Raw genomic sequence first — 26,109 nt, 5'->3', positions numbered from 1 at the left:
ATCCTGCCCCGGCTCACGCGTGCGGACCGACCTGCACCGGGCCGATGGTCAGCGATGCTGTTCCTTCCAGGACCTGACCGACCCGCTCGACCTGCTCCTCCAACGCCCGCCGCCGACCGGCGCCGAGTGCCATCAACGGCTCGACCGTCACGTGGATCGTGCGACCGGAGCGACGCTGGTGCCACACCCCGGCGACCGTTCCGTCGACCAGCAGCACCGGGTAGTTGCCGGCCTGCCCACGGGCCAGCGCCCGGTCGGCGGCAGCCCCGGGGAAGAGCAGGTCACGCGGGTGGCAGCCGACCGTATACGCGTCGAAGTAGGGCAGCAGGCGCACCCCCGACGGCCCGTCGTCCGGGAAGTCGGTGTCGCCGGCCGCCACCCACGCCCGCGTGCCCTCCACCGTGACGGGTGCCAGGTCCAGCGACTCGAACAGCGTCGCCGCCCAGGTCGCGGGTACCGACAGCCACCGGGCGAACTGCGCCGGGGTGGCCGGCCCGTACGCGTACAGGTAGCTCCGGACGAGGGCGGCCAGCGCGGCCGTGCCGTCCATCGGCGCGAACCCGGGCAGCCAGCGGGTTGGGCTGGTGTGGGTGGTGGAGCGGCCCCGGTTCGGGCCGAAGCAGATCACGCCGCCCCGGGTGGCGGCCGTCATCGCGGAGATCCAGCGCGGCCATTTGTCCTGGAACGCGTCCATGACCCGCTCGCCGGCCCAGGGGCCGGTGCGGGCGACCACCTGCTCCGTCAGCTCGTCGGTGGTCAGCTCGGCCTCGGCCAGCGCGTCCGCGAGGGCCGCGAGGACCTGCTCGGTCTGCGCCGGGGTCAGCAGGTCGCGGCCCTGCTCCCACGACGGGACCGGCAGCGCGGAGAGCGCGCCCGTCCACATCGGCAGGTCGGCGGTGGCGAGCAGGTGCACGGTGCCGCGCGGCCCGCGGCTCTTGACCAGGATCCGGTCCGTCCACAGCGCCTGGCGCACCAGCGCACGGGTGGCGCCCGGGACCCGCAGCCCGACGGACAGTTCGGCGGCGGAGGCGACCTGGGCGTGCGCGCCGCACATCGCGGACACCACGGCGGCGACGGTGTCGGCCTCCGGGGCGGAACCCGTCGCGGTCGGCGCGGAGAGCCCGTGCCGGTCCATGCGCCGGGCGCACACCTGACCCCAGCTCAGGTTGATCACCGCAGGCTCCCGAAGAACGCGCGGATGTCCGCCGCGTGCGCCAGCGGCTCATCCATCGCCACGAAGTGGCTACCCGGGTTGCCCTCCGGCCAGTGGACGATCGCGTTGTCCCGCTCGGCGAGGCGCCGCATCAGCGCGGACCCTCCGCCGTACACGCCGGACGGCACCCGCCGCTGCCCCTTCGGCCAGGCGAAACCGCCGTCGTCCGCGATCGTGACGCGCTCGTACATCGGCCACGAGGACGATCCCGACGTGCCGGTGAACCAGTACAGGCTCACGTTGGTGAGCAGGTGGTCCCGGTCGATGGCCTGCTCCGGCGTCGGCACCGTCATGGTGAACTCCTTGAACTTGTGCATCATCCAGGCCAGCAGCCCGACCGGCGAGTCGTTCCAGGCGTACGAGAGGGTCATCGGCGCGGCCCGCAGCAGCGCGTGATGGTCCACGCCGCCGCTCATCCACTGCTGCATCTGCTCCCACTCGGCGCGTTCCGCCTCGGTCATGCCCGGCACGTCGGCGGCGGTCGGGAAGCCGAACCCTCCGTCGATGTGTACGCCCACCACCTGCTCGGGCGCCACGGTCGCCACCTCCGGCGCGACGTACGCGCCGAGGTCGCCGCCCTGGGTGCCGTACCGGTCGTAGCCGAGGCGACGCATCAGCTCGGCCCACATCCGGGCGACCCGGTTGACCGTGAACCCGGCCGGTGGCGCCTGCGAGAAGCCGTAGCCGGGCACCGACGGCACGACCACGTGAAGGGCCTGCCCGGGGTCCCCACCGTGGGCGCGCGGATTGGTCAGCGGGCCGATCAACTCGGTGAACTCGACCACCGAGTTCGGCCAGCCGTGCGTCAGCAGCAACGGCAGCGCGTCCGGCTCCGGCGAGCGTACGTGCAGCAGGTGCACCTCCAGCCCGTCGATCTCGGTGACGAACTGCGGGAACTCGTTCAACCGCGCCTCGTGCAGCCGCCAGTCGTAGCCGGTCGCCCAGTGGTCGGCCATCTCGCGCAGGTAGCCCACCGGCACTCCGCGCGTCCAGTCGGCGCCGGGCAACGAGCGGGGCCACCGGGTCCGCGAGAGCCGGTCACGCAGGTCGTCGAGCTCCGATTGCGGGATGTCGATGCGAAATGGCGTCATGTCGGCCACGCTACGACCTATATAGGTCAGGTCCTGTCACACATCGCTGGCATTCTGGAGCCATGTCCGACACCCCCGCCCGGCTGCTGAATCTGCTCTCTCTGCTGCAGACCCCGCGCGAGTGGCCCGGCAACGAGCTGGCCACCCGGCTCGGCGTCAGCCTGCGCACCGTCCGCCGGGACGTGGAACGGCTGCGCGACCTGGGCTATCCGGTGCGGGCGACGATGGGCGCGATCGGCGGATACCGCCTCGTCGCCGGCAAGGCGATGCCGCCGCTGCTGTTGGACGACGAGGAGGCGGTGGCGATCGCGGTCGGTCTTCGTACCGCCGCCGGTCATGCGGTGGCCGGGATCGAGGAGGCATCGGTGCGAGCGCTGGCGAAGCTGGAACAGGTGCTGCCCGCCCGGCTGCGCCACCGGCTCGGCGCGCTGGGTGCCGCCACCGAACCGCTGCTGACCTGGGGCGGGCCGACGGTCGACCCCGAGCAGCTGACCGCGCTGGCCGCCGCCGTCACCAACCGCGAGCAGCTCCGGTTCACCTACCGGCGGCGCGACGGCGCGGCCGGCGAGCGGCTGGTCGAGCCCTACAAGCTGGTGTCGGCGGGCCGCCGGTGGTATCTGGTGGGATACGACAACGACCGGGGCGACTGGCGGATCTTCCGGGTGGACCGGATGGGCGAGCTGCGATCCACCCGGACCCGTGTCGCACCTCGTTCGCTGCCGGCCCCCGACGCAGCGGCGTTCGTGACGGAGAAGCTGCTCGAACTGACCCCGGTCTACCGGGCGGTGGTGACCCTGCACGCACCGGTGGAGCGGATGACCGGCCCGCTCGGTGGCGCCTCGGTCGACCTGGAGCCGATCGACGCCACCTCCTGCCGGTTGCGCAGTCACGCCGACACCCTGGAGTGGCTGGCGTGGCGCCTGCTGACCCTCGGCTGCGATTTCGAGGTGCACGAGCCGCCGGAGCTGATCGCGTACCTCCGCGAGATCGGCGCGCGGGCCACCCGGGCTGCCGGCCCGACAACCGGGTAGGCAGCGCGGGCGGTGGCACGACCGCCCGGCCTAGGCTCGAACGGCCGATGGCGTGGCCGAAACGACTGAAAGGCCACATAGTGGGGGGAAGCGGGCGTGACGCGTGGTGACGCGGAGCTGGTCCTGCTCGCGCAGGCGGGCGACGCGGCGGCGCTCGGTGTGCTGCTGGCCCGGCACGAGGCAGAGATGCGGGCGGTCGCGCTGAGCCTGCTCGGCTACGGTCCGGACGCCGAGGACGCGGTCCAGGACGCGATGGTGGTGGCGTTGCGCCGCATCGGCGAGGTTCGCGACCCGGCCTCGATCGGCCCGTGGCTGCGGGCCATCGTCCGTAACAACAGTCGGACGACCCTGCGCCGGCCCCGGCCCGTCCCGGTCGCCGAACCCGAGTGGTTCGCGCAGCCGGCCACCACCCCCACCCCCGAGGAGGCGCTGGACCGGGGCGCGCTGCGTGACTGGGTGTGGCACGCCATCGGGGCGCTGTCCGAGCCCGACCGGCTGGTGACCCTGCTGCGGTACTTCAGCGACGCCTCCTCGTACGAGCAGATCGCCGCCGTCTGCGGCGTGCCGGTCGGCACCGTCCGCAGCCGGCTCAGCCACGCCCGCCGCGCCCTCGCCGGCGGCCTGCGGGCGTCGGCGGCCGCGGCGCACGTCGACGTCACCGCGTCCAGCGACGCCCGGTGGCGCGAGGGCCGCGACATGATCACGACGGCGATGCGCGGTGACTTCGACCGGGTGGTGCGCGAGAGCTGGTGGCCGGACGCGGAGATGCTCGCGCCGGGTGGCCTGCGCGGCGGCACCGACCTGGCGGTCCAGGGCATGACGAAGGACCTGACGAACGGGGTACGACAGCGGCTGCGCAACGTCGTGGCCAGCGGTGACGTGCTGATCTGGGAAACCGACCTGATCAGCCCGCCCGACGACCCGGAGCACTGCCCGCCCGGGGCGCTGTGGATGCAGGTGCTGCGCGAGGGCCGGGTACGCCAACTCACCCTCTTCCACCCCGTCCCCGCGCTGGTCTGAAAAAACTTTCCCGACCGAGCGAACTTTCCCCTCGGCCCGCGCATCTGGTCCGCGTCATGCACCAGTTGCCGTGTCGGCGGACGCCGCGCGGGTCTCGGATCGGGAGATAGTTCATGGGTTCCACCCGCCACGACGTCAGCGCCCTCACACCCGGTGCCCACACGTTCACCGTCGACGGCGTTCGGCAGGTCTACCACGTCGCCGGCGCCGGCCCGGTGTGCGTGGCGCACTCCGGCGGCCCGGGCATCGAGTGGACGTACCTGCGGACGCCCAGCCTTGAGGCGCACTTCACCATGGTCTACGTCGAGCCGGTGGGCACGGGCGCGTCGGGACAGCTCGACAACCCCGACGATTACCGTCTCGACACGTATGTCCGGTTCCTGCACGCCGTCGTCGAGCACCTCGGCGAACCCAGGGTCTACCTCCTCGGGCACTCGCACGGCGGTTTCGTCGCCCAGCGGTACGCGCTCACCCACCAGGACCGGATCGCCGGCCTCGCACTGTACGACACCTCACCCGTCACCGGCGCCGAGTTCTGGGCCGAGGCCATGGCCAGCCTCGCCGCCTACCCGCAGCGGCACCCGGACCGGCCGGAGGCGACGGCGGTCCCGGCCGCCTTCGCGCAGATCGGCGGCGCGACGGACGACGAGTCGTTGGGGGCCGCGCTGCGCGCCGCCCTGCCGGTGTACTTCGCGGACTTCTGGGGTCGACGGGACGAGTTCGCCCCGTTTCAGGCGGCCGTCCGGATCTGGTCGACGCCGGCCGACGCGCAGGACCCCACGCCCTTCGACGTGCGGGACAACCTCGGTGAGATCACCGTGCCCGTCGTGGTGATCGTCGGGACGTACGACTTCATCTGCGGCCCCCGCTGGGCCGAGCAGCTGCACGCGGGGCTTCCGGACTCGCGGCTGGTGACGCTGGAGCGAAGCGGGCACTTCGCGCACATCGAGCAGCCGGTGGAGTTCACCGACGCCGTGGCGGAGCTGCTGAAGCGGTGACCCACCCCGGCACAGCGCGTCCCGAGGTCGTTCGTCACAGCGGGCAGGCCTCGGCGTACAGGCGCGTTGCACGGTCATAGGCTGAGCACTTTGCTGCACCGTGACAAAGAGGAGACCGCCGTGAGCCAGACCGAACGGATGGATTCCGTCGACGAGTGGAACGTGGCCGAGGACGACGGGGTCCTGGACGCCTCCGACACCCTCGACGACGACCGGGTCGGCGACCCCCTCGACACCGGCATCATCGCCGAGGACCACTGGACGGCGGCGAACCGGTTCGGCACCACGCCGGCCGAGGAGCGGGCGGGCGAGTCTCTGGCGCAGCTCCTCGCCGAGGAGGAACCGGACACCGACCCGTACGCGGAGAGCGTCGACGACGAGGATGAGCTGACCCGGCGGGGATACGAGCGCGAGGCGCGGGCGGGGCGGCTCGTCGCCGACGACGAGGGGCTCAGCGAGGACGACGAGGCCGAGTCGGTGGCGTGGGACGTCGGGATCGATGGAGGCGCCGCCAGCGCCGAGGAGGCTGCGATCCACCTGGTCGAGGACCCGAACGGGCCCGGGGACGGCCCGCTTCGCTGAACGCCGCGCCGCCGCGCTCGGCACCACGAGGGGTGCCGAGCGCGGCGAGCGGGTCGCTCAGTGGATGACGACGGGGGCCTTGGCCAGCTCACCCTGGTCGTCGAGCGGCTGCGCCGGCTTCCGCCGGCGTGGCAGCAGGGCAGCCGGGATGAAGGTGAGCAGCACCAGCGCGAACGCCACCCAGAACGTGGTGGCGAACGACTTGGCGGCGAAGTCGAGCCCGCGCTCGATGAGCGACGGGTCCACCGGCGTCTGCTGGAGCAGCTCCGGCCGCTGCTGGGCGGCGATGGCCAGCCCGGCCTCGGTGACCGGCTTGCCGCTCGGGTCGACCAGGCCGGGGATCGGCCGGGAGCCGTTCAGCTCGTTGGTGAGGATCACCGACATCACCGCGGCGCCGATCGACCCGCCGATCTGCTGGAGGATGTTGACCAGCGTGGAGCCGCGCGCCACGTCGTGGGCCTGCAACGTCCGCAGCGCCGACGTCATGATCGGCATCATCGTGCCGCCCATGCCCAGGCCCATCACGAACAAGGACCCGCCGAGCAGCCAGTACGAGGTCTGCGGGTCGACCTGGGTGAAGCTGAAGAACCCGACGACGATGAGCGCCAGCGCGAACGGGACCGTGCGACCGATGGGCACCCGGTCGGCCAGCGTGCCGGCGATCGGCATGGTGATCATCGCGCCGATGCCCTGCGGCGCCATCAGCAGACCGGCGGCCAGCGTCGACTCGCCGCGCACCTGAAGGAAGTAGCTCGGGAACAGCAGGCCGGCGCCCATGAACGCGATGATGAACACGAACAGCGTCACCGAGGCGATGGTCAGGTTGCGGTTGGTGAACAGCCGCAGGTCGAGCAGCGGGTGCCGAGGCTTGAAGGAGTAGAGCACGAACGCCACCACCAGCGCGGCGCCGACCAGCATTGGCGCCCACACCTTGGTCTCGGCGAAGGTGCCCGTCTCCGGCAGTGACGAGACGCCGTAGAGGAACAGCGCGAGCCCCGGTGAGAGCATCAGCATGCCGATGAAGTCGAACGACTCCGACGGCTCGGGCGCGTCCTTCGGAAGCGCCATCTGCGCGTAGACCAGCGCGACCACGCCGATCGGCAGGTTGATCAGGAAGATCCAGTGCCAGCTCGCGGTGTCGATCAGCCAGCCACCCAGGATCGGGCCGCCGATCGGCCCGAGCAGCATCGGGACGCCGAGGACCGCCATCAACCGGCCGATCCGGTGCGGACCGGCGGCCCGGGTCATGATGGTCATGCCCAGCGGCATGAGCATGCCGCCGCCGAGGCCCTGCAGGACGCGGTAACCGATGAGCTCGCCGATCGTGTCGGCCGTGGCGCAGAGCCCGGACCCGATCGTGAACAGGGCCAGCGCCACCATGTAGAGGCGTTTGGTGCCGAACCGGTCGGCTGCCCACCCGCTCAGCGGGATCACCGTGGCCAGGGCGAGGGTGTAGGCGGTCATCGTCCACGCGACACGGGCGTAGGACGCGTCGAACTCGCTCTGGAACGTCGGCAGCGCGACGCTGACCACCGTCACGTCGAGGATCGACATGATCGCGCCGAGGACGACGACGCCCGCCACCTTGAGCACCGCGGCGTCGAGTTTGTCCGATGTCGCGACAGATTGCTGGGTCACAAACTCTCCTGAAGTCGGTTGAACCGGCGAATGGTGGGCGGTGGCGGCGGTGCCGCGCCTACCAGGCGCAGGACGCGACGTACCGAGGCGACGACGCGCGCAGGCAGACTATCTGTCCCCTGTGACGGTCCGCCGCCGGATTTCGTGACCGCGCGGCGGCGCATCCGTTCGGCCGTCCGATTGCAGCCGGTTGTCGGGGTGTCGATCAGCCAGCCGAAACGGCCGAGCCCGCCGTCGACGCGGTCCGCCCCGGCCGGCGCCGAGCGGGTCCCACAAGGGGCGGCCGGGGAGGTGGACCTTCAGGCGGTGGACACCGGCACCGCGGCGGTCAGCGCCCAGTCGTGCCCGATGTCGGCGGCCGCGCGCAACAACCGCGGCAGGTGGTCGTCGACCAGCGTCTCCAACGACGTCTCCGCGGCGTGCACGGTGACGTTGATCGCGGCGATGACCCGACCGTCGCCGTCGCGGACCCCGGTGGCGACGGACCGGATCCCCGGAGCGAGATCCTGGTCGGCGAGCGCCCAACCCTTCGCACGCACCTCGCGCAGCACGGCGTCCAACTCACCGGGCGAGGGCTGCCAGCGGGGCGTGATCCCGGAGCGGGTCGGCTCGGCGAGCACGGCGGCCAGCGTCTCCGGCGGCAGCCCCGCGAGCAGCACCTTGCCCATCGACGTCGCGGGGGCCGGGAAGCGGGTGCCGATGGTCACGGCGAGCGTGACGATCTTCGGTACGGCGACGCGGGCGACGTAGACGATGTCGCTGCCGTCGAGCTGGGCCATCGAGGTGGACTCGTTCGTCTGCGCGACGAGCTTCTCCATGTGCGGGCGGGCGACGTCCCACATGTTCAGCGCGTTGACGTACGCCATCCCCAGTTCCAGGACGCGCGGGGTGAGGGCGTGGCCACGGCCGACCGCGCGGACGTAGCCCAGCGACTCGAGTGTGATGAGGATGCGCCGGACCGTGGGCCGGGCCAGGCCGGTGGCGGCGGCGATCTCACTGAGCGTCATCGACGGGCAGGCCGGACGGAAGGAGCGCAGGACGTCGAGACCCCGGGCGAGAGCCTCGATGAAGTCGGGCCCGGCGCCCCTTCCGGTGTCACTCATGTCCTAATGCTTCCACTGCGCCGAGCCGGCGTCCCACTCGGTGTACTGGTACGGGTTCTCCAGGATCGCGGTCTCCGGGACGTCCGGGTTCATGCCCCGCAGCCACGCCTCCTCCCCCATGGTCTCGCGGAGGTGGTCGATCGTGGCCGCCACCCTGGCCCGCGCGGCGGCGAGGTCGACGTCGACCAGCCGGGCGTCCCGCTTCACGACCCGGCCGCCCACCAGCACGGTGTGCACGTCGCCGCGCTGGGCCTGGAAGACGACGTGACCGTGCGGGTTGAGGATCGGGAACATCACCGGCGAGGCGTCGTTCTTGATCAGGACGATGTCGGCCTGCCGGCCGGGGGTGAGGGCGCCGATCGTGGAGTCCATGCCGAGGGCGCGGGCGCCGCCCCGGGTGGCCCACTCGACGACCTGCTCGGCCCGCAGGTGGCAGTGGGTGATGGTGTCCTGCTTGGCGTGCGCCTCCAGGTGCTCGCGGGAGCGGTCGGCGCCGAGCGTGGTCCGCATCGCCGAGAAGAGATCGCCGCTCCACCAGACGCTGGTGTCCATGGAAAGCGACACCGGGATGTCGTGGTGGCGCAGTTGCCAGGTGGGCGGGTAACCCTGCCCGGCGCTCTGCTCACTCTCGGTGGAGACGGAGACGGAGCCGCCGGTGGCGGCGATCCGGTTGTACGAGTCGTGGGTGAGCGTCGCCGCGTGCACGTAGACGGTCGAGGGGTTCATGAAGCCGTGCTCGTGCATCAGCCGGATGCCGTCGTCGTTGGTGGCGCCCCAGACGCCGGCGTGGGTGGTCACCGCGGCACCCAGTTCCCGGGCCACCTCGAAGGCGGCGCGCTCGGGGAAGGCGGGATCGCCGGTGACGTCGAACGCCATCTGGAAACCGGCCAGCTTGCCGCCGTCGATCCGGCGCCGGTGGAAGTCGCGGAACTCCGGCGAGGTGGCCCACTCCCACGGGCCCTGCTGGATGTTGCCGTAGGCGAGCACGAACCGTCCGTCGACCGCCTCGAGGGCGTCGACGGCCGCGTCGGCGTGATCAGGTGTCTGGAGGCCGTGCGACCAGTCGACGGTGGTGGTGACGCCCGCGTCGACCGCTTCGATCGCGGCGAGCAGGTTGCCCGCGTACACGTCCTCGGGCCGGAACAGCTTGCCGGATTCCAGGTAGTACCAGACGAAGTACTGCGTCAGGGTCCAGTCGGCGCCGTACCCGCGCATGGCGGTCTGCCACATGTGCCGGTGGGTGTCGACCATTCCCGGCATGAGGATGCCGCCGGCGGCGTCGATCTCCAGGGCGTCGTCGGGAGCGGTGAGGCCGACGCCCACCTCCGCGATCCGGTCGCCGATGACCAGCACGTCGGCGCCCGGCAGCACCGTGTGTGCGTCGTCCATGGTGAGAACCAGGCCGTTGCGGAAGACCACCGGCCGGGAGGTTGCGCTCATCGCCACCCATTCCTTTCCGGGTACGAGGGGTTCCGGACCGTTGTCCGCTGTGCGGCCAGCCCCGAGTGGCGCCAGTGTGGTCCCGGTCACGAAGTCGTGTCAAGGACCCGTTTCGGTACGATGAGCTGACCGTTGACAGCTCCCAGCCGGTGACGCAAGCTATTTCTGCGGACAGGTGTCCGCAGAACGGGCGGAAACATGGTGCAGCATTCGACGGGGCCACTAGCCGGCCTGCTCGTCGCGGACTTCTCCCGGATCCTCGCCGGGCCGTACGCCACGATGCTCCTGGCCGACCTGGGCGCCCAGGTGATCAAGGTGGAGAGCCCCGGTGGCGACGACACCCGCACCTGGATGCCACCCACCCGCGACGGCGTCTCGACGTACTACCTCGGCATCAACCGCAACAAGCGGTCGATCGCCCTCGACCTGAAGAAGCCGGACGACCTGGCGGCCGCGCAGGAACTCGCCCGCCGCGCCGACGTGATGATCGAGAATTTCCGGCCCGGCGGCCTGGCCCGCTTCGGCCTGGACTACGACACCGTCACCGCCGGCAACGAGAAGGTCGTGTACGCGAGCATCAGCGGTTTCGGCACCGGCGCCGGAGCGGACTTCCCCGGCTACGACCTGATGGTGCAGGCGATCTCGGGCCTGATGAGTCTCACCGGCGACCCGGACGGCCCGCCGTACCGGGCCGGCATCTCCGTGTTCGACGTGATGGCCGGGCTGCACGCGAGCATCGGCATCCTCGCCGCGCTGCACCACCGTGGCGCGACCGGCAAGGGGCAGCACGTCGAGGTCAACCTGCTCAGCTCCGCGCTGTCCGGCCTGGTCAACCACTCCAGCGGCTACGTCGCCGGTGGCACCGTCCCGTTCCGGATGGGCAACGCGCACCCGAGCCTCTTCCCGTACGAGCCGTTGCCCACGGCGGACGGCGAGCTGATCGTCATCGCCGGCAACGACGGGCAGTTCCGCAAGCTCTGCCAGGTACTCGACCTGCCCGACCTGCCCGACGACCCGCGCTTCGGGCGCAACCAGGATCGCACCGCCAACCGCGAACAGCTGCGACCCCTGCTCGTCGAACGACTCGCCAAGCGGACCAAGGACGAGTGGTTCCGCGACCTGCTCGCCGCGGGCGTACCGTGCGCACCGATCAACACCATCGACGGCGGCGTGGCGCTCGCCCAGGAGCTGGGGCTCGACCCGGTGGTCGCCGTCGGCGACGTGCCGGGGGTCCGCAACCCCATCACCTTCTCCGACACCCCCGCCCGGTACGAGCTGCCGCCGCCCGGGCTCGACGAACACGGCGAGGAGATCCGCGCGTGGCTGAAGAGCTGAGCTTCCCGACCGGGATCGGCACGTCCGACCCGACCACCATCTCGCTGCTCGGGCAGGACCTGGCCGCCGACCTGATGGGCCAGGTCGGCTTCGGCGAGCTGGCGTACTGGCTGGTCGCCGGCCGCCGGCCCACCCGGGGCGAGGTGCGGGTCTTCGAGGCGGTACTGGTGGCGCTCGCCGACCACGGCTTCACCCCGACGGCGATCGCCGCCCGACTCACCTACCTGTCCGCCCCGGAGTCGCTTCAGGGCGCGCTCGCCGCCGGCCTGCTCGGTGGCGGCTCGCGCTTCCTCGGCGTCACCGAGGACTGTGGACGCTTCCTCGCCGACACGCTCGCGCAGGCAGGAGAGGTGACCGATTACGACGCCGTGGCGCTCGACGCCGTCACCCGTGCCCGGCAGGAGCGCCGGCTGGTCCCGGGGCTCGGGCACCCCGTGCACAAGGAGCAGGACCCGCGCACCCCCGTCCTGATCCGGATCGCCACCGAGGAGGGTCTGCACGGCCCGCACCTGCGACTGTTCGAGGCAATCGGACGGGTCCACCCGCAGGTGCTCGGCCGGACCCTGCCGCTCAACGGCGCCGGGGTCTGCGGCGCGGCGCTCGCCGACCTCGGGCTCCCCGTCGAGATGTTGCGCGGGTTCGCCCTGCTGGCCCGCGCGGCCGGGCTGCTCGGGCACCTCGCTGAGGAACGGCGCCGACCGCTCGGCATGGACATCTACCGCACCGTCGACCGCAACGCCGTGTACGAACCCTGATCCCCCTTTTCAGCCCCCGAGAGGAGTGGGAATGGCCTCCATCGTCGCGGTCATCGCCTCCACCCATCACCCCTTCTACTACCGCGCCAGCACGGCCACGGGCGAGGATCGGCCACCGTTCGCCGACGAGTGGACCAGCAAGATCCTGGCCTTCCGGGAGACGCTGACCCGGGCCCGGCCCGACGTGCTGGTGATGGTCGGCTCCGACCACTTCCACCAGCTCTGGCTGGACAACATGCCGCAGTTCCTGGTCGGCAAGGCGCCCTTCTACGACGCCAACTGGTACAACGAGGAGCGTGAGTTCGGCCTGCCCCGCATGCTGCTGAAGGGTCAGGAGGACCTGTCCGCGCATGTGCTGCGGGCGGGGCTCGACGCCGGCTTCGACCTCGCGTTCAGCAACGAGCTGCGCATCGACCACAGCATCACCTGCCCGATCATCACGCTGCGGCCCGAGGCCGACCTGCCGATCGTGCCGATCTACACGAACATCTTCGCGCCGCCGCTGCCGCAGCCGAAGCGCTTCGTCCAGCTCGGCGAGGCGATCCGGGAGATCGTCGAGTCGTGGCCGTCGCACCTGCGGGTCGCCGTCATCGGCACCGGCCACCTCTCGCTCGAGCTCGGTGGGCCCCGGCAGTTCGGCCCGCACGGCCCGGACCCGGAGTTCGACCAGCGGGCCGTCGAGTGGATCGCCAACGGCGACCTGGACGGGTGCCTGCGCGAGGTCACGCTGGACAGCCTGCACTCACCGGGCAACGCCACCCACGGCTTCATGGACTTCATGCTCATGATGGGCGTGGCCGGTGCCGGCGTGAAGGCCGACTACGTCGACACCCTCGACCTGTTCCACACCATGGAGGCGTACTTCACCTGGTACCCGAACGGAGCGCCGGCGGCATGAGCAAGTACCTGCTGAACAAGTTCCTCTACACCGTCGACCGCGATCCGGAGCTGGTCGAGCGCTACCGGAGCGAGCCGCGCGAGCTGGTCGCCTGGTGGGAGGCTGAACGCGCCAACGCGGTGCTCAACTGCCACGGCGGGGAGGCGAGCACCTGGCTGCGCTTCGACGACGTCGAGCGCGAGGCGCTGGCCGCCCACGACCACGTGAAGCTGTTCGAGCTGGGCGCCCACCCGTTCCTGACGCTGACCCTCTTCATCGCCGTCTTCGAGCGGGACAACACCGAGCCGCTGGAGTACCAGAAGTCCTACGGCGCGCGGCTGGCTCACTTCGCGATGCCCTACCCGGACATCGCGACGTGATCCGCGCGGCCCAGCTCACCGCCTGCGGCACTCCGCCGACGGTCTCCGAGCGGCCGGCCCCCGTGCCGGCCGACGGCGAGGTGGTGGTCACCGTCGAGGCGGTGCCGATCACCCCGCTCGACGTGCTCTGCGCCACCGGCACCAGCTACTTCGGCACGCCGGCGACGCCGTACGTGCCGGGCGTGCAGGGTGTCGGCCGGCTCGCCGACGGCACCCCCGTCTGGTTCGGGACCGCGGCCGGCATGCGGCCCGGAGTCGACGGCAGCATGGCGACCACGGTCGCGGTGCCCACCGCCGACGTGGTGGCGCTGCCGCCCGACGTACCGCTGACCCTGCTCGCCGCCCTGGGCCTCTCCGCGGTCGCCGCGCACGCGGCCCTGACCCGCGCCGGCGGCCTGGTGGCCGGCGAGCAGGTCATCGTGCTCGGCGCCGGCGGCGTGGTCGGCCAGGCGGCCGTGCAGCTGGCCCTGCTCGGCGGGGCGCGGCGTGTGATCGCGGTGGCCCGCTCCGCTTCGGCGCGGGCCCGCGCCGAGGAGCTCGGGGCGGCGGCCGCCCTCCCGCTGCTGCCGGATGACGACGTCGCGTCGATGGCCGACCGACTGCGCGACGCGGCCGACGGTCCGATCGATCTCGTCCTCGATCCGGTCTTCGGCGTTCCGGCCGCGGCGGCGCTGCGGGTGCTGCGCCCGGGTGGCCGCCTGGTCAACCTGGGCAGCGCCGCGGGCGCCACCGCGCCGATCGAGTCCGCCGTGTTGCGCAGTGGCTCCTTGCGCATGATCGGCTACACCAACAACGGGTTGTCGACCGAGCAGCGGGCGGCGTCGCTGGCCGTGGTGGCCGGGCACGCGGCCGCCGGTCGGCTCACCGTCGACCATGAGATCGTGCCGTTCGCCTCGGTCGCGGACGCCTGGTCCCGGCAGGACAACGGCACCGCGGCCGGCCGCGTCGTCCTCGCGCTCTGACCAGGCCCGGCCCCAGCCAGGGATCGCGAAACCCTGGATAGACCGCACCTGGTTGGGGCTCGGCGCCGGTGCCACGGTCGGTGCATGACACCTTCCACCCACACCGTCACCGGCCACTGGATCGGTGGCGAGATCGTCGCCGGCTCGGCCGGCACCCTTCCCGTCGTGAACCCGGCGACCGGTGACATCGTCGCCGAGACGCCGGCCGGCACCGCCGCCGACGTCGACCGGGCCGTCGCCACCGCCCGGGCGGCCTTCCCCGCCTGGGCGGCCACCACCCCGCAGCACCGGGCGGACGTGCTGCGCCGCCTCGGCGCGGGCCTCGCCGCCCGGCAGGAGGAGGTCGCCGGGGCGATCACCGCCGAGATGGGCTCCCCGATCGGCATGTCCCGGACCGCCCAGGTCGCCTTCCCCGCCGCCGTGATCGAATCGGTCGCCGGCCTCGCCGACGACTTCGCCTGGACCGAGGAGGTCGGCAACTCGCTGATCGTCCGCGAGCCGATCGGCGTGGTCGGCGCGATCACGCCGTGGAACTTCCCGCTGCAGCAGATCGTCTCCAAGCTGGCGCCGGCGCTGCTCGCGGGAAACACGATGGTGTTCAAGCCGTCCGAGAACGCCCCGCTGACCGCGCGGATCCTCGCCGAGGCCGCCGCCGAGGCCGGCGTACCGGCGGGCGTGTTCAACGTGGTGTACGGCACCGGCGCGGTCGTCGGCGAGGCCATCTCCGCCCACCCGGACATCGACATGATCTCCTTCACCGGCTCCACCCGGGCTGGGCAGCGGATCGGGGCGGTGGCCGCGGCGACCGTGAAGCGGGTCGCGCTGGAGTTGGGCGGCAAGGGCGCGAACATCATCCTCGACGACGCCGACCTTTCGAAGGCGGTCACCACCGGGGTGATGATGTCCTTCGCCAACGGCGGCCAGGTCTGCGGCGCGTGGCCGCGGATGCTGGTGCCCGCCTCCCGGCAGGACGAGGTCGTGGCGCTCGCCGTCGAGGCGGCGAAGCAGTTCACCGTCGGCGACCCCGCCGACGAGGCGACCCGGATCGGCCCGATGGCCTCGGAGTCCCACCGGCAGAAGGTCGTCGGGTACATCGAGCGGGGGGTCGCCGACGGCGCCCGGCTCGTGTTCGGTGGCCCAGGTCGGCCGGAGGGCCTGGCGAAGGGCGCCTACGTGCAGCCGACGATCTTCGCGGACGTCGACCCGAACTCCGCGATCGCCCAGGAGGAGATCTTCGGCCCGGTGCTGACGATCATCCCGTACGCCGACGAGGATGAGGCCGTAACCATCGCCAACGGCACGCTGTACGGCCTGACCAGCGGCGTCTTCGGCGAGCCGGAGCACGCCCTCGCGGTCGCGAAGCGGCTGCACGTGGGCCAGGTCGACGTGAACGCCGGTCACTGGAACCCGCTCGCCCCCTTCGGCGGCTACAAGCGGTCCGGCAACGGCCGCGAGTTCGGCCGCTTCGGCCTGGAGGAGTTCCTGGAGACCAAGTCCATCCAGCGCTGATCGCGCCCGGCGTCCCGGCCCGCGCCGTCGGGCCGGGGCTGTCCCGCGCCGTCGGGGCCGGGCCGCCCGGTCCCGCCCTCCGCGCGCTTTTTGCTCTGCTTCAACCGGCGCAACACCGGTTGTCCGGATAGCGGACGTCTGGTGTTGCGTGGGGTGAAGCAGAGCAAAGGACTGATGCAAGGCCGCCGCCCCCGGCATCCTCGGGGCGCCGGAGCGGAACACCCCGCCCCGGTTCGCCTGTTGCAGTCACTGTGCCGGTCCCCCACCGGCACCCACCGATCGAGGAGCCACCGTGGACCGCGCCCAACTCGCCAGCTTCCTGCGTACCCGACGCGAGGCGCTCCAGCCCGAGGACGTGGGGCTGCCCCGGGGCCGGCGCCGGCGTACCGGAGGGCTACGACGCGAGGAAGTCGCCGCACTGAGCGGAATGTCCACCGACTACTACAGCCGGCTGGAGCAGCAGCGGGGGCCGCACCCCTCGGAGCAGATGCTCGCCGCCCTTGCCCGTGGCCTGCGACTCTCCCTGGCCGAGCGGGACCACCTGTTCCAGCTCGCCGGTCACGCCGTCCCGCACCGTACGGTCCGGGCCGACCACGTCAACCCGGGCATGATGCGGATCCTCGACCGGCTGCACGACACCCCCGCCCAGGTGGTGAACCACCTCGGCGAGACCCTGGCGCAGACCGTGCCGGCGATCGCGCTGCTCGGCGACGAGACCCGGCACACCGGGCTGGCGCGCAGCCTGCACCACCGCTGGTTCACCGACCCGCAGACCCGGCAGCTACACCCGGCGGAGGACCACCAGACGCAGAGCCGGCTCCTCGTGGCGCACCTGCACGCGGCGTACACCCGCGACGGCCGGGGCTCGCGGGCGGCGACGATCGTCGACTCCCTGCTGGCCACGAGCCCGGAGTTCGCCCAGCTGTGGCGGGAGCACCCGGTGCAGGCCGGCTACTGCCTTCCGAAGCGCTTCGTCCACCCGGAGGTGGGGCCGCTGGAGCTGCACTGCCAGACGCTGGTGGATCCCGACCAGTCCCAGACGCTGCTGGTCTTCACCGCCGTGCCCGGGTCGGAGAGCGACGAGAAGCTGCGGCTGCTCACCGTCATCGGCGCCCAGCTCGTCTGACCCCGGTCAGCTCCGCAGGAACGCGAGCAGATCCTTGTTGACCTGGTCCTGGATCGTCGCCGTCATGCCGTGCGGTGCGCCCGGGTAGTAGATCTCCTTGGCATTCGCGACGAGCTTCGCGGTCTTGTGCGCCGAGTCCTTCACGGGCACGATCTGGTCGTCCTCGCCGTGCATCACCAGCGTCGGGATGTCGAACTTCGCCAGGTCGTCCCGGAAGTCCGTCTCGGAGAACGCCTTGATGCTCTCGTAGGCGTTCCACATGCCGGACTGCATGCTCCACAGCCAGAACTGGTCGAGGATCCCCTTCGACACCTTCGCACCCGGCCGGTTGGCGCCGTAGAACATCTGCGCCAGGTCCTGGTAGAACTGCGACCGGTCGGCGAAGAGCTGGGCCCGCAGGTCGTCGAAGACGCTGATCGGCAGCCCCTCCGGGTTGTCCGCGCTCTGCACCATGATCGGCGGTACGGCGGACATGAGCACGGCCTTGGCGACCCGCTCCGTCCCGTGCCGGCCGATGTAGCGGGCCACCTCTCCCCCGCCGGTGGAATGACCGACCAGGGTGGCGTCCCGCAGGTCCAGTGCCTCGATGACGGCGGCCAGGTCGTCGGCGTACCCGTTCATGTCGTTGCCGCTGCGGGCCTGGCTCGACCGGCCGTGCCCGCGCCGGTCGTGCGCGACCACCCGGAACCCGTTCTGGACGAGGAAGAGCATCTGCCCGTCCCAGGCGTCGGCGCTCAACGGCCAGCCGTGGGAGAAGGTGACGACAGGCCCCTCGCCCCAGTCCTTGTAGTAGAGCTTGGTGCCGTCCTTGGCCTTGACGTAGCTCATGCCGATGCCTCCTGGTCGCGGGTCGGGAATCGGACGGACGGGCCACGGCGGGCACCCCGTGCCGGCGCCGTACCTGCGGACACCATTGAACGGGTCCGGGACGGTCCTCCCCCGATGCTAGGTGCGGCCGGCGGGCGGGACGGCCGCTTCGCCCGAACGCGGTCCGTGCCAGCGCTGCGCGGCCGGGTAGCGGGCCGGGCTGACGCCCAGGTGACGCCGGAAGTGGCGGGTCAGATGAGCCTGGTCGAAGAACCCCGCCGCGGCGGCGACCTCGGCGGGACGCCGCCCCTCGAGGAGCAGGCGACGCGCGAGCTCGACCCGGCGACCGGTCAGGTACGAGTGCGGCGGCAGCCCGTGCACGTGGGTGAACGCCCGGACCAGATGGGTCGGGTGGGCGTGCAGCAGGGCGGCGGCCTCCCGCAGCGGGACGCCCTCGACGGTGCGGGCGTCCAGCAGCTCACGCAGTTGGACGGCGAGGCCGCGCGCGGCCGGCTGGACGCTGGCTCGGGCCGGCTGCCTGAGCTGCTGGCGGAGCCGGTCCAGGATGAGCGCGAGCTGGCTGTCGGCCTCGAACTCGTCGCCGGGTACGGCGAGCACCTGATGCAGGTGGTGGATCCGGTGCCGCAGTCGCGGATCGGCCAGGTTCGGCTGGTCGACCGCGCGGCCGACCAGCTCCGCACCGAGCGTCGAGGTGTCGAGATACAGGACCCGCTTGCGGAAGCCGTGCGGCGTGGCGGCGCGGCCGTCGTGCGGTACGTACGGCGGCAGCAGGGTGACGGACGTCCGCAGCGCGCCGTGCCGGTGCCGGTCGAGGTCGAACCGGACCGCGCCATCGTCGACGATCAGCAGCGTCCACGCGTCGTGGGTGTGCGGCGGGTACGCGTGATCCACGAAGTGGGCGTGGAAGACCTCGGCGACCCCGGCTACCGAGGGTCGCCACGCGCTGACGTGCGAGCCCGCTGGCCGGGTGACCACGCTAAGAACGTACAAGACCTGCCGGTACCGGTTCGGGCAGGTTCGACGCCATGACCGAACCGATCCGCTTTCCCACCAAGATTGCCGTGCTGCTCCGCAACGACCTGGCGGGCTGGCAACAGCTGAACGTCACCGCCTTCCTGATCAGCGGCGTCGCGAACGCCGAGCCGGAGTTGCTCGGCGAGGAGTACCGCGACGCGGACGGCACCACGTACCTGCCGATGTTCCGCCAGCCGGTGCTGGTCTTCGCTGGCGACCGGGCCGTGCTGGCCGGCGCGCACTCGCGTGCGCTCAGCCGTGGGTTACGCCTCTCGATCTTCACGCAGGAGCTGTTCGCCACCGGTAACGACCGGGACAACCGGGCCGCCGTGCGGGCGGCGGGTCGGGAGAAGATCGACCTCGTGGGGTTGGCGCTGCACGCCCCGCGCAACGTGGTGGACAAGGTGCTCAAGGGTGCCACCATGCATCCCTGACCGGGTCGCCGCGGGTCGGCGCCGGGCTTCCGGCGCCGACCCGCGGCGGTGCTCAGCCATCGGCCCCCAGCGCCACCACCGGGCTGACCCGCGACGCCCGCCGGGCCGGCAGTACCCCGGCCAACGCGGTCAGGACGATCAGCGCCACGAAGAGCCCGACCAGCGGCAGCACCGGCACGGTCAGCGGCGCGTTGATTCCGAGGGTCTGGACCGCCAACCAGGCGTACGGGACGCCGAGCAGCAGACCGATGGTCGCACCGATCACCCCGTAGAGGCCGGACTCGACGGTCAGCATCGTGCGCAGGCCGGGCCGGGACAGGCCGATCGCCCGAAGCAACCCGGACTCGCGTACCCGCTCCACCACCGAGAGCGCGGTCGTGGAGCCGACGCCGACGACCGCGATCAGCACGGTCAGGCCGACCAGGCCGACCGCGATCCAGACCAGGGTGCTCACCACCTCGTCGTTGCGGTCCCGTTCGTCGGCGAGCACCGCGAGGCCCACCCCCTCGCTGCCCCCGATCGCCTGCCGCAGCGCCCGCACGCCGGCGGTGCGGCCGTCCTCGCCGGAGCCGGCCGCGTCGGCCAGCAGACCGGTGTACGCCGTCGGCACGCCGAGCCGGTCCAGGTCAGCCCGGTCGGTGAGGATGCCCGCGTGCAGCGGGCCGTCGCCGGGCAGGACCGCGGCCACCCGCACGTCGACCCTGCGCGCGGCGATGGCGAGCGTGACGGCGTCGCCGGCCCGAAGACCGGCGTTCCCGGCGACCCAGCTGTTCAGCACGATCCGGCCGGGGCCGCGGTCGGCCAGCGTGCCCTCCGCCACGTCCAGATCGCCGGTGCTCGGCAACACCGCCAGGTCCAGGTCGTTCGTCGGGTACCCGAACTCGGCGTCGCCGAGCCTGTCGGCACCGCGCATCAGCGTGACGTCGTCGATGCGCCGGTAGGGCACCACTCGGGACAGCGCGCCCCGCGCTGCCTCGGCCCGGGTCACGACAGCGGCCGGCAGTGTCCCACCGTTGCTGGTGACCTCGAAGTCGCTCGGTGCCGAGAGCGCCATCTCGCGCTCGGCGAGCACCTGCAGCGACGCGCCGCCGATGACCACCCCGGAGATCAGGGTCACGCCGAGCGCGACCACGACGGAGACCGCTGCCGCCCGGCGCGGCGCCCCGCCGATCCCGCCGACCGACATCCGCCCGAGCGACCCGAGCTGGCGCAGCGGCCAACCCACCACGGCCAGCACCGGACGCACCAGCAGCGGCCCGAGCGCGACCAACGCGAAGAACGCCAGCGCACCGGACCCGACCAGCAGGAGCAGCGGCTCCGTCGGGTCGTACGACCGCTGCTCCGGCTCCGGCAACTGGCTGATCGTCGCGACAGCGGCCAGGGCCGCGCCGGCGACCAGGAGCAACCCGAACACCAGGCGCAGTACGCCGATGCCGCGCCGACCGGCGGTGGTGCTCGCCGTGCGCAGTGCCTCCAGGGGGGAGACGCGGGCGGCCGAGAGTGCCGGCGCCAGAACGGCCAGCACGGTGATCACGACGGCGCCGATCACCACCGCGACCGCCGCCGCCAGTGGCAGGCCCGGCGACGAGACCGCGTGGCCGGTGGAGCGCAGGACCGCCGGCAGCGCGTACCCGAGGGCGAGGGCGCTGGCGACGCCGGCGACGCCGGCGACGAACCCGGTCACGGCTCCCTCGGCGGTCAACGCCCCGACCAGGGTGCCCCGGTTCGCGCCGACCGCGCGCAGCAGCGCCAGCTGCCGCATCCGCTGGGCGAAGACGATGCGGAAGGTCGAGGTGACCACCAGCGCCGCCGCGACGACCGCGATCGAGACGAACATGCCGACCAGGATGAAGAGCCTCCCGATCTCCTGGGCCGCCGCGTCGGCCTCCGCCTGGCGTACCTCCGCGCCGGAGCGGACCGGCTGGCCTGCCGCGACCACCTCGGTCACCCGTTGACGGACGGCCTCCGACTCGCCCGGGGCCGCCCGCACATCGACGCGCTCCACGGTCGTCAGGTGCGCCCAGGAGATCACGAGACGGTCCGGGGCGTACGCGTCGGAGCCGGCGTCGACGGCGGTTTCGACCACGCCGGTCACGGTGAGCCGGGTCGGCGTGGTGAGTTCACCGGCCGTGCCGTTGGTCGTGCTGCCGACCCGGAGCCCGAGCCGCTCGGCGGTACGCGGGGTGATCGCGATCTCGCCGGGGCCCTCGGGATAGCTGCCCTCGACCACCCGGACCGTGGCCAGCGGGCCGGTGCCGGGGTCGGCCTGCAGGTTGAGGTATCCCTCGCCGAAGGAGACCCCGATCGCCACCCGGCCCACCGCCTCGGCCACACCGGGCACGGCGCGAACGCGCTGCAAGTCCGTCACGGTGGGTGGCGGCTGCTCGGAGTCGCCGATCACCAGGTCGGTGGCGGCCGGGGTGCCGCTGAGGTTGTCCCGCACGGTCCGTTCGGTGATCTGCTGCACCAGCACGGTGCCGAAGACGACGAACGACGCGACCAGGATCGCCAGCCCGGTCAGGACCAGCCGGCCGGGGCGCCGGGCCGCGGCGCTCGTCTGGGTACGCAGCACCGTCGCCCTCACGCGCCGGCCGCCAGATCACGCAGCGCGTCGGTGACCGACATCTGGTCCGGCTTGTCGATCTCGCCGGCGACCCGGCCGTCGGCGAGCAGCACCACCCGGTCGGCGTACGCGGCGGCGATCGGGTCGTGGGTGACCATGACGACGGTCTGGCCGAGGTCGCGTACCGAGTCGCGCAGGATGGTGAGCACCTCAGCGCCGGAGCGGGAGTCGAGGTTGCCGGTCGGCTCGTCGGCGAAGACCACCTCGGGGCGCGCCACCAGCGCCCGGGCCAGCGCCACCCGCTGCTGCTGGCCACCGGAGAGCTCGCTGGGGCGGTGCCGGAGCCGCTGGCCGAGCCCCAGCACGCCGACCAGGTGTGCGAAGAGTTCCGCGTCGGGCTGCCGGCCGGCGAGATCCAGCGGCAGGGTGATGTTCTGCGCGGCGGTGAGCTGCGGCAGCAGGTTGAAGGACTGGAAGACGAACCCGATCCGCTCGCGGCGCACCCGGGTCAGCGTCCGGTCCGACTGGCCCGTCAGCTCCGCCCCGCCGAGCAGGACCCGGCCCGAGGTGGCCGTGTCGAGGCCGGCCAGGCAGTGCATCAGGGTCGACTTGCCGGACCCGGACGAGCCCATGATCGCGGTGAACTCGGCCCGGCTGAAGCCGACCGAGACCCCGTCCAGGGCCCGGACCGCGGTGTCCCCGCTGCCGTACACCTTCACCAGGTCGACCGCGGCGACCGCGGCGTGGCTGGTCTCCGGCGGGGCATGCGTCGTCATTGTTCCTCCAGTGGCTGCGATGTGACGTGGGAAGCGTCGCCGCCGCCGGACGGTGGGCGCATCGGCCCGGGGTGAGGTATCGCCAACGCCGGGTCTGTCTTTCGGCTGATCTGGCAGCCCCACCTGGCTGGCTACGCTGGGTCACCATGAGCACGCCGGACCTTCGACGTCTGTCGGTACGCCTGGCCCAGGCTGCCGGCCTGTTGGCCATTGGCCTGCTCACTCTCTTCGACCTGCGGTTCAGCGCGTCCGGGAGCATGAGCACGGGCGCTCTCCTGCTCCTGCTGGTGCGGCTGGGGCTGGCGGTGGCGACGGTGCCGCTCTGGCTGCCGGTGCACCGTCCGAACTCCCGCCGACTGCCGCTGGGCGCCCTGGCGCTCGCCACCGCCTCACTTGCCGTGACCGCGGGGATCCGGGTCGTCGCCCATAACAGCGACGTGCTCGGCGGCAGCTGGGGGCTCGCCGAGTCGGCCGGGCTGCTCGGGGTCGTTTTCGTGGTGACCCGCTGGGGCGCGCCTCGGCTCGCCCCATGGGCGGCGGTGGCCGCCGGACTGGCCGTCGCCGCGGTGCCGCTGCGCACCGGCACCGACAGCCTGCTCGTGATCTTCGGTCTGCTTCAGGTGCTCGCCGCGGCCGGCGCCGCCGGGGTGGGGCTCTACCTGCGGATCATCGCCGCCGGTCGGGAGCGGGCGATCGCGCTGGTCCGGGCCGAGCAGCGCGCCGAGTTCGCCCGTGACCTGCACGACTTCATCGCCCACCACGTGACCGGCATCGTGGTGCAGGCGCAGGGTGCCCGGTTCGTCGCCGAGCAGGACCCGCAGCGGGTGATCGTCGCCCTGGAGCAGATCGAGCGGGCCGGCGCGGAGACGATGGCGTCGATGCGGCGGATGGTGGGGATCCTGCGCAACCCGGACGCCCCGCCGGACGCGCCGCTGGCCCCGCTGGCCGGTGTGGCGGACCTGGCGCCGCTGCTGACGGGGTTCAACGGCACGGCGAGCGCACCGGCCCGGCTACACGTCGACGGCGACCTGGACGGGCTGCCGGTGGAGGTCTCGACCTCGGCGTACCGGGTGGTGATGGAGGGGCTGACCAACACCCGTCAGCACGCGCCGGACGCCCGGTCCGTGGACGTGGCGGTGCGACGTACCCCCGACTGGTTGCTGGTCCGGGTGGCCGACGACGGCGCGTCTGCGCGCACCACGCCGGCCCGGGGACACGGCTTCGGCCTGATCGGCCTCACCGAACGGGTACGCGCCCTCGGCGGCACGATCTCCGCCGGGCCCGGCGTCACCGGCGGCTGGGTGCTCGATGCGGCGTTCCCGCTGCGCACGGCGGTGAGCCGATGATCCGGGTGCTGATCGCCGACGACCAGGCGATGGTCCGCACCGGCTTCGGCATGATCATCGGGGCACAGCCGGACATGGAGGTGATCGGCGAGGCCGCCGACGGGGTCGTCGCCGTCGAGCTGGCCCGGCGACTCCGCCCGGACGTGGTGCTGCTGGACATCCGGATGCCCCGCCTCGACGGCCTCGAAGCGCTGCGGCTGCTCGCCGGGCCGGGCGTAGCCGACCCGGTCCGGGTGGTCGTGGTGACGACCTTCGACCTGGACGAGTACGTGCACACCGCACTCTCCAACGGCGCCTGCGGTTTCCTGCTCAAGGACTCCGGCCCGGCGCTCCTCGTGGAAGCGGTCCGCGCGGCCGTCTCCGGTGACGCGCTGATCAGCCCGTCGATCACGGTACGACTGCTGGAGCACCTCAGCTCACCCGCTCCGGCGCGCGACGACGCCGGCCTGTCCCCGCGGGAACTCGACGTCGTCAAGCTCGTCGCCCGGGGCCTGACCAATGCCGAGATCGCCACGCAGCTCTTCATCGCCGTCGGCACGGTCAAGACCCACCTGGCCAGCGTGCAGATGAAGCTCAAGGCCCGCAACCGGGTCGAGATCGCCGCCTGGGCCTGGGAACGCCGCCTCGTCGGCTGACCCGAGGTCTGGCGCAGAGCGCGGCATCTTGCGACGCTAGCGGTTGTGTATGACTACGACCTGGTGGTGCTGGGCTCCGGACCCAGCGGGCAGAAGGCCGCGATCGCCGCCGCCAAGCTCGGCAGGCGGGTCGGCATCGTGGACCGCCGCGACATGATCGGTGGGGTGTGCATCAACACCGGCACCGTCCCGTCCAAGACGCTGCGCGAGGCTGTGCTCTATCTGACCGGGCTCAGCCAGCGGGACCTCTACGGCAGCAGCTACCGGGTCAAGGAGGAGATCACGGTCAGCGACCTGGCCGCCCGGACCCAGCACGTGATCACCCGGCAGACCGACGTCATCCGCAACCAGCTCGCCCGCAACCGGGTCGCGATGATCACCGGCACCGGCAGGTTCGCGGACGCGCACTCGATCTGGGTCGACGGCGGCTCCGGCCGCGAGTCCAGGGTGACGTTCGACAAAATCATCATCGCGGCGGGCACCCGCCCGGCCCGCCCGGACAGCGTCGACTTCGACGACCGGACCATCGTGGACTCCGACGGCGTCATCAACCTCCAGGCCGTACCCCGCAGCATGGTCGTGGTCGGCGCCGGTGTCATCGGCATGGAGTACGCGTCCATGTTCGCCGCCCTCGGCACCAAGGTGACCGTGGTGGAACGCCGGGACCGGATGCTCGAATTCTGCGACGAGGAGATCGTCGAGTCGCTCAAGTACCACCTGCGCGACCTGTCCGTGGCGTTCCGCTTCGGCGAGGAGGTCGCCGCCGTCGAGAAACACCAGACTGCGGCGCTGTGCATCCTGAAGAGCGGCAAGAAGATCGTCGCGGACACGGTCATGTACTCGGCCGGCCGGCAGGGCCAGACCGACGACCTCGCTCTGGAGGCAGCCGGGCTGGAGGCGGACCGGCGCGGCCGGATCAAGGTGGACGCCAACTACCGCACCTCGGTGGAGAACATCTACGCGGTCGGTGACGTGATCGGCTTCCCGGCCCTCGCGTCCACGTCGATGGAGCAGGGCCGGCTGGCCGCGCAGCACGCCTGCGGCGAGCCGATCCGGGAGATGCACGGCCTCCAGCCGATCGGCATCTACACGATTCCGGAGATCAGCTTCGTGGGGCAGACCGAGGCGCAGCTGACCGACACGTCGACGCCGTTCGAGGTGGGCATCGCGCGCTACCGCGAGCTGGCTCGCGGCCAGATCGTGGGTGACTCGTACGGGATGCTGAAGCTGCTCGTCTCACCCGACGACGGCCGGCTGCTCGGCGTGCACGTGTTCGGGACGGCCGCCACCGAGATCGTCCACATCGGGCAGGCCGTGATCGGCTGCGGCGGCACGATCGACTACCTGGTCGACGCGGTGTTCAACTACCCGACGCTGGCCGAGGCGTACAAGGTGGCCGCCCTGGACGCGTCCAACAAGATCCGCAACATCACCCGCATCGACGGCTGAACCC

The 26,109-nt window shown here is 72.2% G+C and carries 24 protein-coding genes; 15 read left to right on the top strand and 9 right to left on the bottom strand.

All coding sequences use genetic code 11. The annotated features are described in order from the left end of the window. Positions 1–13 precede the first annotated feature (13 nt). Positions 14–1,174: a winged helix DNA-binding domain-containing protein gene (locus ACWD5O_RS24070; protein WP_450086617.1), complete on the bottom strand. Its 1,161-nt coding sequence runs from the start codon at positions 1,172–1,174 to the stop codon at positions 14–16. Then, the gene (locus ACWD5O_RS24065) at positions 1,171–2,304 is read right to left on the bottom strand and encodes an epoxide hydrolase family protein (protein WP_450086616.1); all 1,134 of its coding nucleotides are present in this window, start codon (positions 2,302–2,304) and stop codon (positions 1,171–1,173) included. Before ACWD5O_RS24065 ends, ACWD5O_RS24070 begins: the two co-directional genes overlap by 4 nt. Before the next feature lie 62 nt (positions 2,305–2,366). On the opposite strand from ACWD5O_RS24065, the gene ACWD5O_RS24060 reads away from it, so the two are divergent. The 4 genes from ACWD5O_RS24060 to ACWD5O_RS24045 all read left to right on the top strand — a co-directional run bounded on the left by ACWD5O_RS24060 (position 2,367) and on the right by ACWD5O_RS24045 (position 5,935). Continuing rightward, entirely contained in the window at positions 2,367–3,335 is a 969-nt protein-coding gene (locus tag ACWD5O_RS24060) for a helix-turn-helix transcriptional regulator (protein ID WP_354962465.1), read from the top strand. Positions 3,336–3,431: 96 nt separating this feature from the next. Beyond that, positions 3,432–4,355, top strand: coding sequence for an RNA polymerase sigma factor (locus ACWD5O_RS24055; RefSeq protein ID WP_354962466.1), 924 nt, complete (start codon positions 3,432–3,434; stop codon positions 4,353–4,355). 113 nt (positions 4,356–4,468) lie between these two features. Continuing rightward, on the top strand, positions 4,469–5,353 hold the full coding sequence (locus ACWD5O_RS24050; protein ID WP_387322217.1) for an alpha/beta fold hydrolase: 885 nt from the start codon (positions 4,469–4,471) through the stop codon (positions 5,351–5,353). A 120-nt stretch (positions 5,354–5,473) separates the two neighbouring features. Continuing rightward, the gene (locus ACWD5O_RS24045) at positions 5,474–5,935 is read left to right on the top strand and encodes a DUF5709 domain-containing protein (protein WP_354962468.1); all 462 of its coding nucleotides are present in this window, start codon (positions 5,474–5,476) and stop codon (positions 5,933–5,935) included. Positions 5,936–5,992: 57 nt separating this feature from the next. Here the strand turns inward: ACWD5O_RS24045 and ACWD5O_RS24040 are convergent, their stop codons facing one another. From ACWD5O_RS24040 to ACWD5O_RS24030, 3 genes are all read right to left on the bottom strand, one after another. Next, entirely contained in the window at positions 5,993–7,573 is a 1,581-nt protein-coding gene (locus ACWD5O_RS24040) for a DHA2 family efflux MFS transporter permease subunit (RefSeq protein ID WP_354962469.1), read from the bottom strand. Between the two features lie 299 nt (positions 7,574–7,872). Continuing rightward, positions 7,873–8,676 carry an IclR family transcriptional regulator domain-containing protein gene (locus ACWD5O_RS24035; RefSeq protein ID WP_354962470.1) on the bottom strand — a complete coding sequence of 268 codons (804 nt, stop codon included), beginning with the start codon at positions 8,674–8,676 and terminating at the stop codon, positions 7,873–7,875. 3 nt (positions 8,677–8,679) lie between these two features. Then, entirely contained in the window at positions 8,680–10,116 is a 1,437-nt protein-coding gene (locus ACWD5O_RS24030) for an amidohydrolase family protein (protein ID WP_354962471.1), read from the bottom strand. Between the two features lie 198 nt (positions 10,117–10,314). Between ACWD5O_RS24030 and ACWD5O_RS24025 the strand changes: the two genes are divergently transcribed. The 7 genes from ACWD5O_RS24025 (at position 10,315) to ACWD5O_RS23995 (ending at position 17,060) form a co-directional block, all read left to right on the top strand. Further along, the gene (locus ACWD5O_RS24025; protein WP_450086615.1) at positions 10,315–11,451 is read left to right on the top strand and encodes a CaiB/BaiF CoA transferase family protein; all 1,137 of its coding nucleotides are present in this window, start codon (positions 10,315–10,317) and stop codon (positions 11,449–11,451) included. Then, complete coding sequence (locus ACWD5O_RS24020) at positions 11,436–12,206, top strand: citryl-CoA lyase (protein WP_354962473.1); 771 nt, start codon at positions 11,436–11,438, stop codon at positions 12,204–12,206. The genes ACWD5O_RS24025 and ACWD5O_RS24020 overlap by 16 nt, the downstream gene beginning before the upstream one ends. Before the next feature lie 31 nt (positions 12,207–12,237). Further along, positions 12,238–13,104 carry a DODA-type extradiol aromatic ring-opening family dioxygenase gene (locus ACWD5O_RS24015; RefSeq protein WP_354962474.1) on the top strand — a complete coding sequence of 289 codons (867 nt, stop codon included), beginning with the start codon at positions 12,238–12,240 and terminating at the stop codon, positions 13,102–13,104. Then, the gene (locus tag ACWD5O_RS24010) at positions 13,101–13,463 is read left to right on the top strand and encodes a hypothetical protein (protein WP_354962475.1); all 363 of its coding nucleotides are present in this window, start codon (positions 13,101–13,103) and stop codon (positions 13,461–13,463) included. The genes ACWD5O_RS24015 and ACWD5O_RS24010 overlap by 4 nt, the downstream gene beginning before the upstream one ends. After that, the gene (locus tag ACWD5O_RS24005) at positions 13,460–14,425 is read left to right on the top strand and encodes a quinone oxidoreductase family protein (protein ID WP_450086614.1); all 966 of its coding nucleotides are present in this window, start codon (positions 13,460–13,462) and stop codon (positions 14,423–14,425) included. Before ACWD5O_RS24010 ends, ACWD5O_RS24005 begins: the two co-directional genes overlap by 4 nt. A gap of 84 nt (positions 14,426–14,509) precedes the next feature. After that, positions 14,510–15,934: an aldehyde dehydrogenase family protein gene (locus ACWD5O_RS24000; RefSeq protein WP_450086613.1), complete on the top strand. Its 1,425-nt coding sequence runs from the start codon at positions 14,510–14,512 to the stop codon at positions 15,932–15,934. A 292-nt stretch (positions 15,935–16,226) separates the two neighbouring features. Then, a complete protein-coding gene (locus ACWD5O_RS23995; RefSeq protein ID WP_450086612.1) occupies positions 16,227–17,060 on the top strand; it encodes a helix-turn-helix transcriptional regulator in 834 nt (277 codons plus the stop codon). A gap of 6 nt (positions 17,061–17,066) precedes the next feature. On the opposite strand, the gene ACWD5O_RS23990 is transcribed toward ACWD5O_RS23995, so the two are convergent. Together ACWD5O_RS23990 and ACWD5O_RS23985 are read right to left on the bottom strand one after the other, a co-directional pair. Next, on the bottom strand, positions 17,067–17,888 hold the full coding sequence (locus tag ACWD5O_RS23990; protein WP_354962479.1) for an alpha/beta fold hydrolase: 822 nt from the start codon (positions 17,886–17,888) through the stop codon (positions 17,067–17,069). A gap of 117 nt (positions 17,889–18,005) precedes the next feature. Then, the gene (locus ACWD5O_RS23985) at positions 18,006–18,863 is read right to left on the bottom strand and encodes an AraC family transcriptional regulator (RefSeq protein WP_354962480.1); all 858 of its coding nucleotides are present in this window, start codon (positions 18,861–18,863) and stop codon (positions 18,006–18,008) included. 50 nt (positions 18,864–18,913) lie between these two features. Between ACWD5O_RS23985 and ACWD5O_RS23980 the strand changes: the two genes are divergently transcribed. Next, positions 18,914–19,336: a DUF2000 family protein gene (locus tag ACWD5O_RS23980; RefSeq protein WP_387322208.1), complete on the top strand. Its 423-nt coding sequence runs from the start codon at positions 18,914–18,916 to the stop codon at positions 19,334–19,336. Between the two features lie 52 nt (positions 19,337–19,388). Here the strand turns inward: ACWD5O_RS23980 and ACWD5O_RS23975 are convergent, their stop codons facing one another. Further along, positions 19,389–21,920 carry an ABC transporter permease gene (locus ACWD5O_RS23975; RefSeq protein WP_450086611.1) on the bottom strand — a complete coding sequence of 844 codons (2,532 nt, stop codon included), beginning with the start codon at positions 21,918–21,920 and terminating at the stop codon, positions 19,389–19,391. Beyond that, positions 21,917–22,675, bottom strand: coding sequence for an ABC transporter ATP-binding protein (locus tag ACWD5O_RS23970; RefSeq protein WP_450086610.1), 759 nt, complete (start codon positions 22,673–22,675; stop codon positions 21,917–21,919). Before ACWD5O_RS23970 ends, ACWD5O_RS23975 begins: the two co-directional genes overlap by 4 nt. 146 nt (positions 22,676–22,821) lie before the next feature. Between ACWD5O_RS23970 and ACWD5O_RS23965 the strand changes: the two genes are divergently transcribed. Genes ACWD5O_RS23965 through sthA form a run of 3 tightly spaced genes read left to right on the top strand, consistent with a single transcriptional unit; the run spans position 22,822 to position 26,105 of the window. Beyond that, positions 22,822–24,021: a sensor histidine kinase gene (locus ACWD5O_RS23965; RefSeq protein ID WP_450086609.1), complete on the top strand. Its 1,200-nt coding sequence runs from the start codon at positions 22,822–22,824 to the stop codon at positions 24,019–24,021. Next, a complete protein-coding gene (locus ACWD5O_RS23960; RefSeq protein WP_450086608.1) occupies positions 24,018–24,656 on the top strand; it encodes a response regulator in 639 nt (212 codons plus the stop codon). Before ACWD5O_RS23965 ends, ACWD5O_RS23960 begins: the two co-directional genes overlap by 4 nt. A gap of 45 nt (positions 24,657–24,701) precedes the next feature. Then, positions 24,702–26,105, top strand: coding sequence for a Si-specific NAD(P)(+) transhydrogenase (gene sthA, locus ACWD5O_RS23955; RefSeq protein ID WP_354962486.1), 1,404 nt, complete (start codon positions 24,702–24,704; stop codon positions 26,103–26,105). Positions 26,106–26,109 lie beyond the last annotated feature (4 nt).

It is taken from the genome of Micromonospora sp. NPDC005161 (genome assembly GCF_053599855.1).
This window is presented reverse-complemented; position numbering and strand designations above follow the sequence as displayed.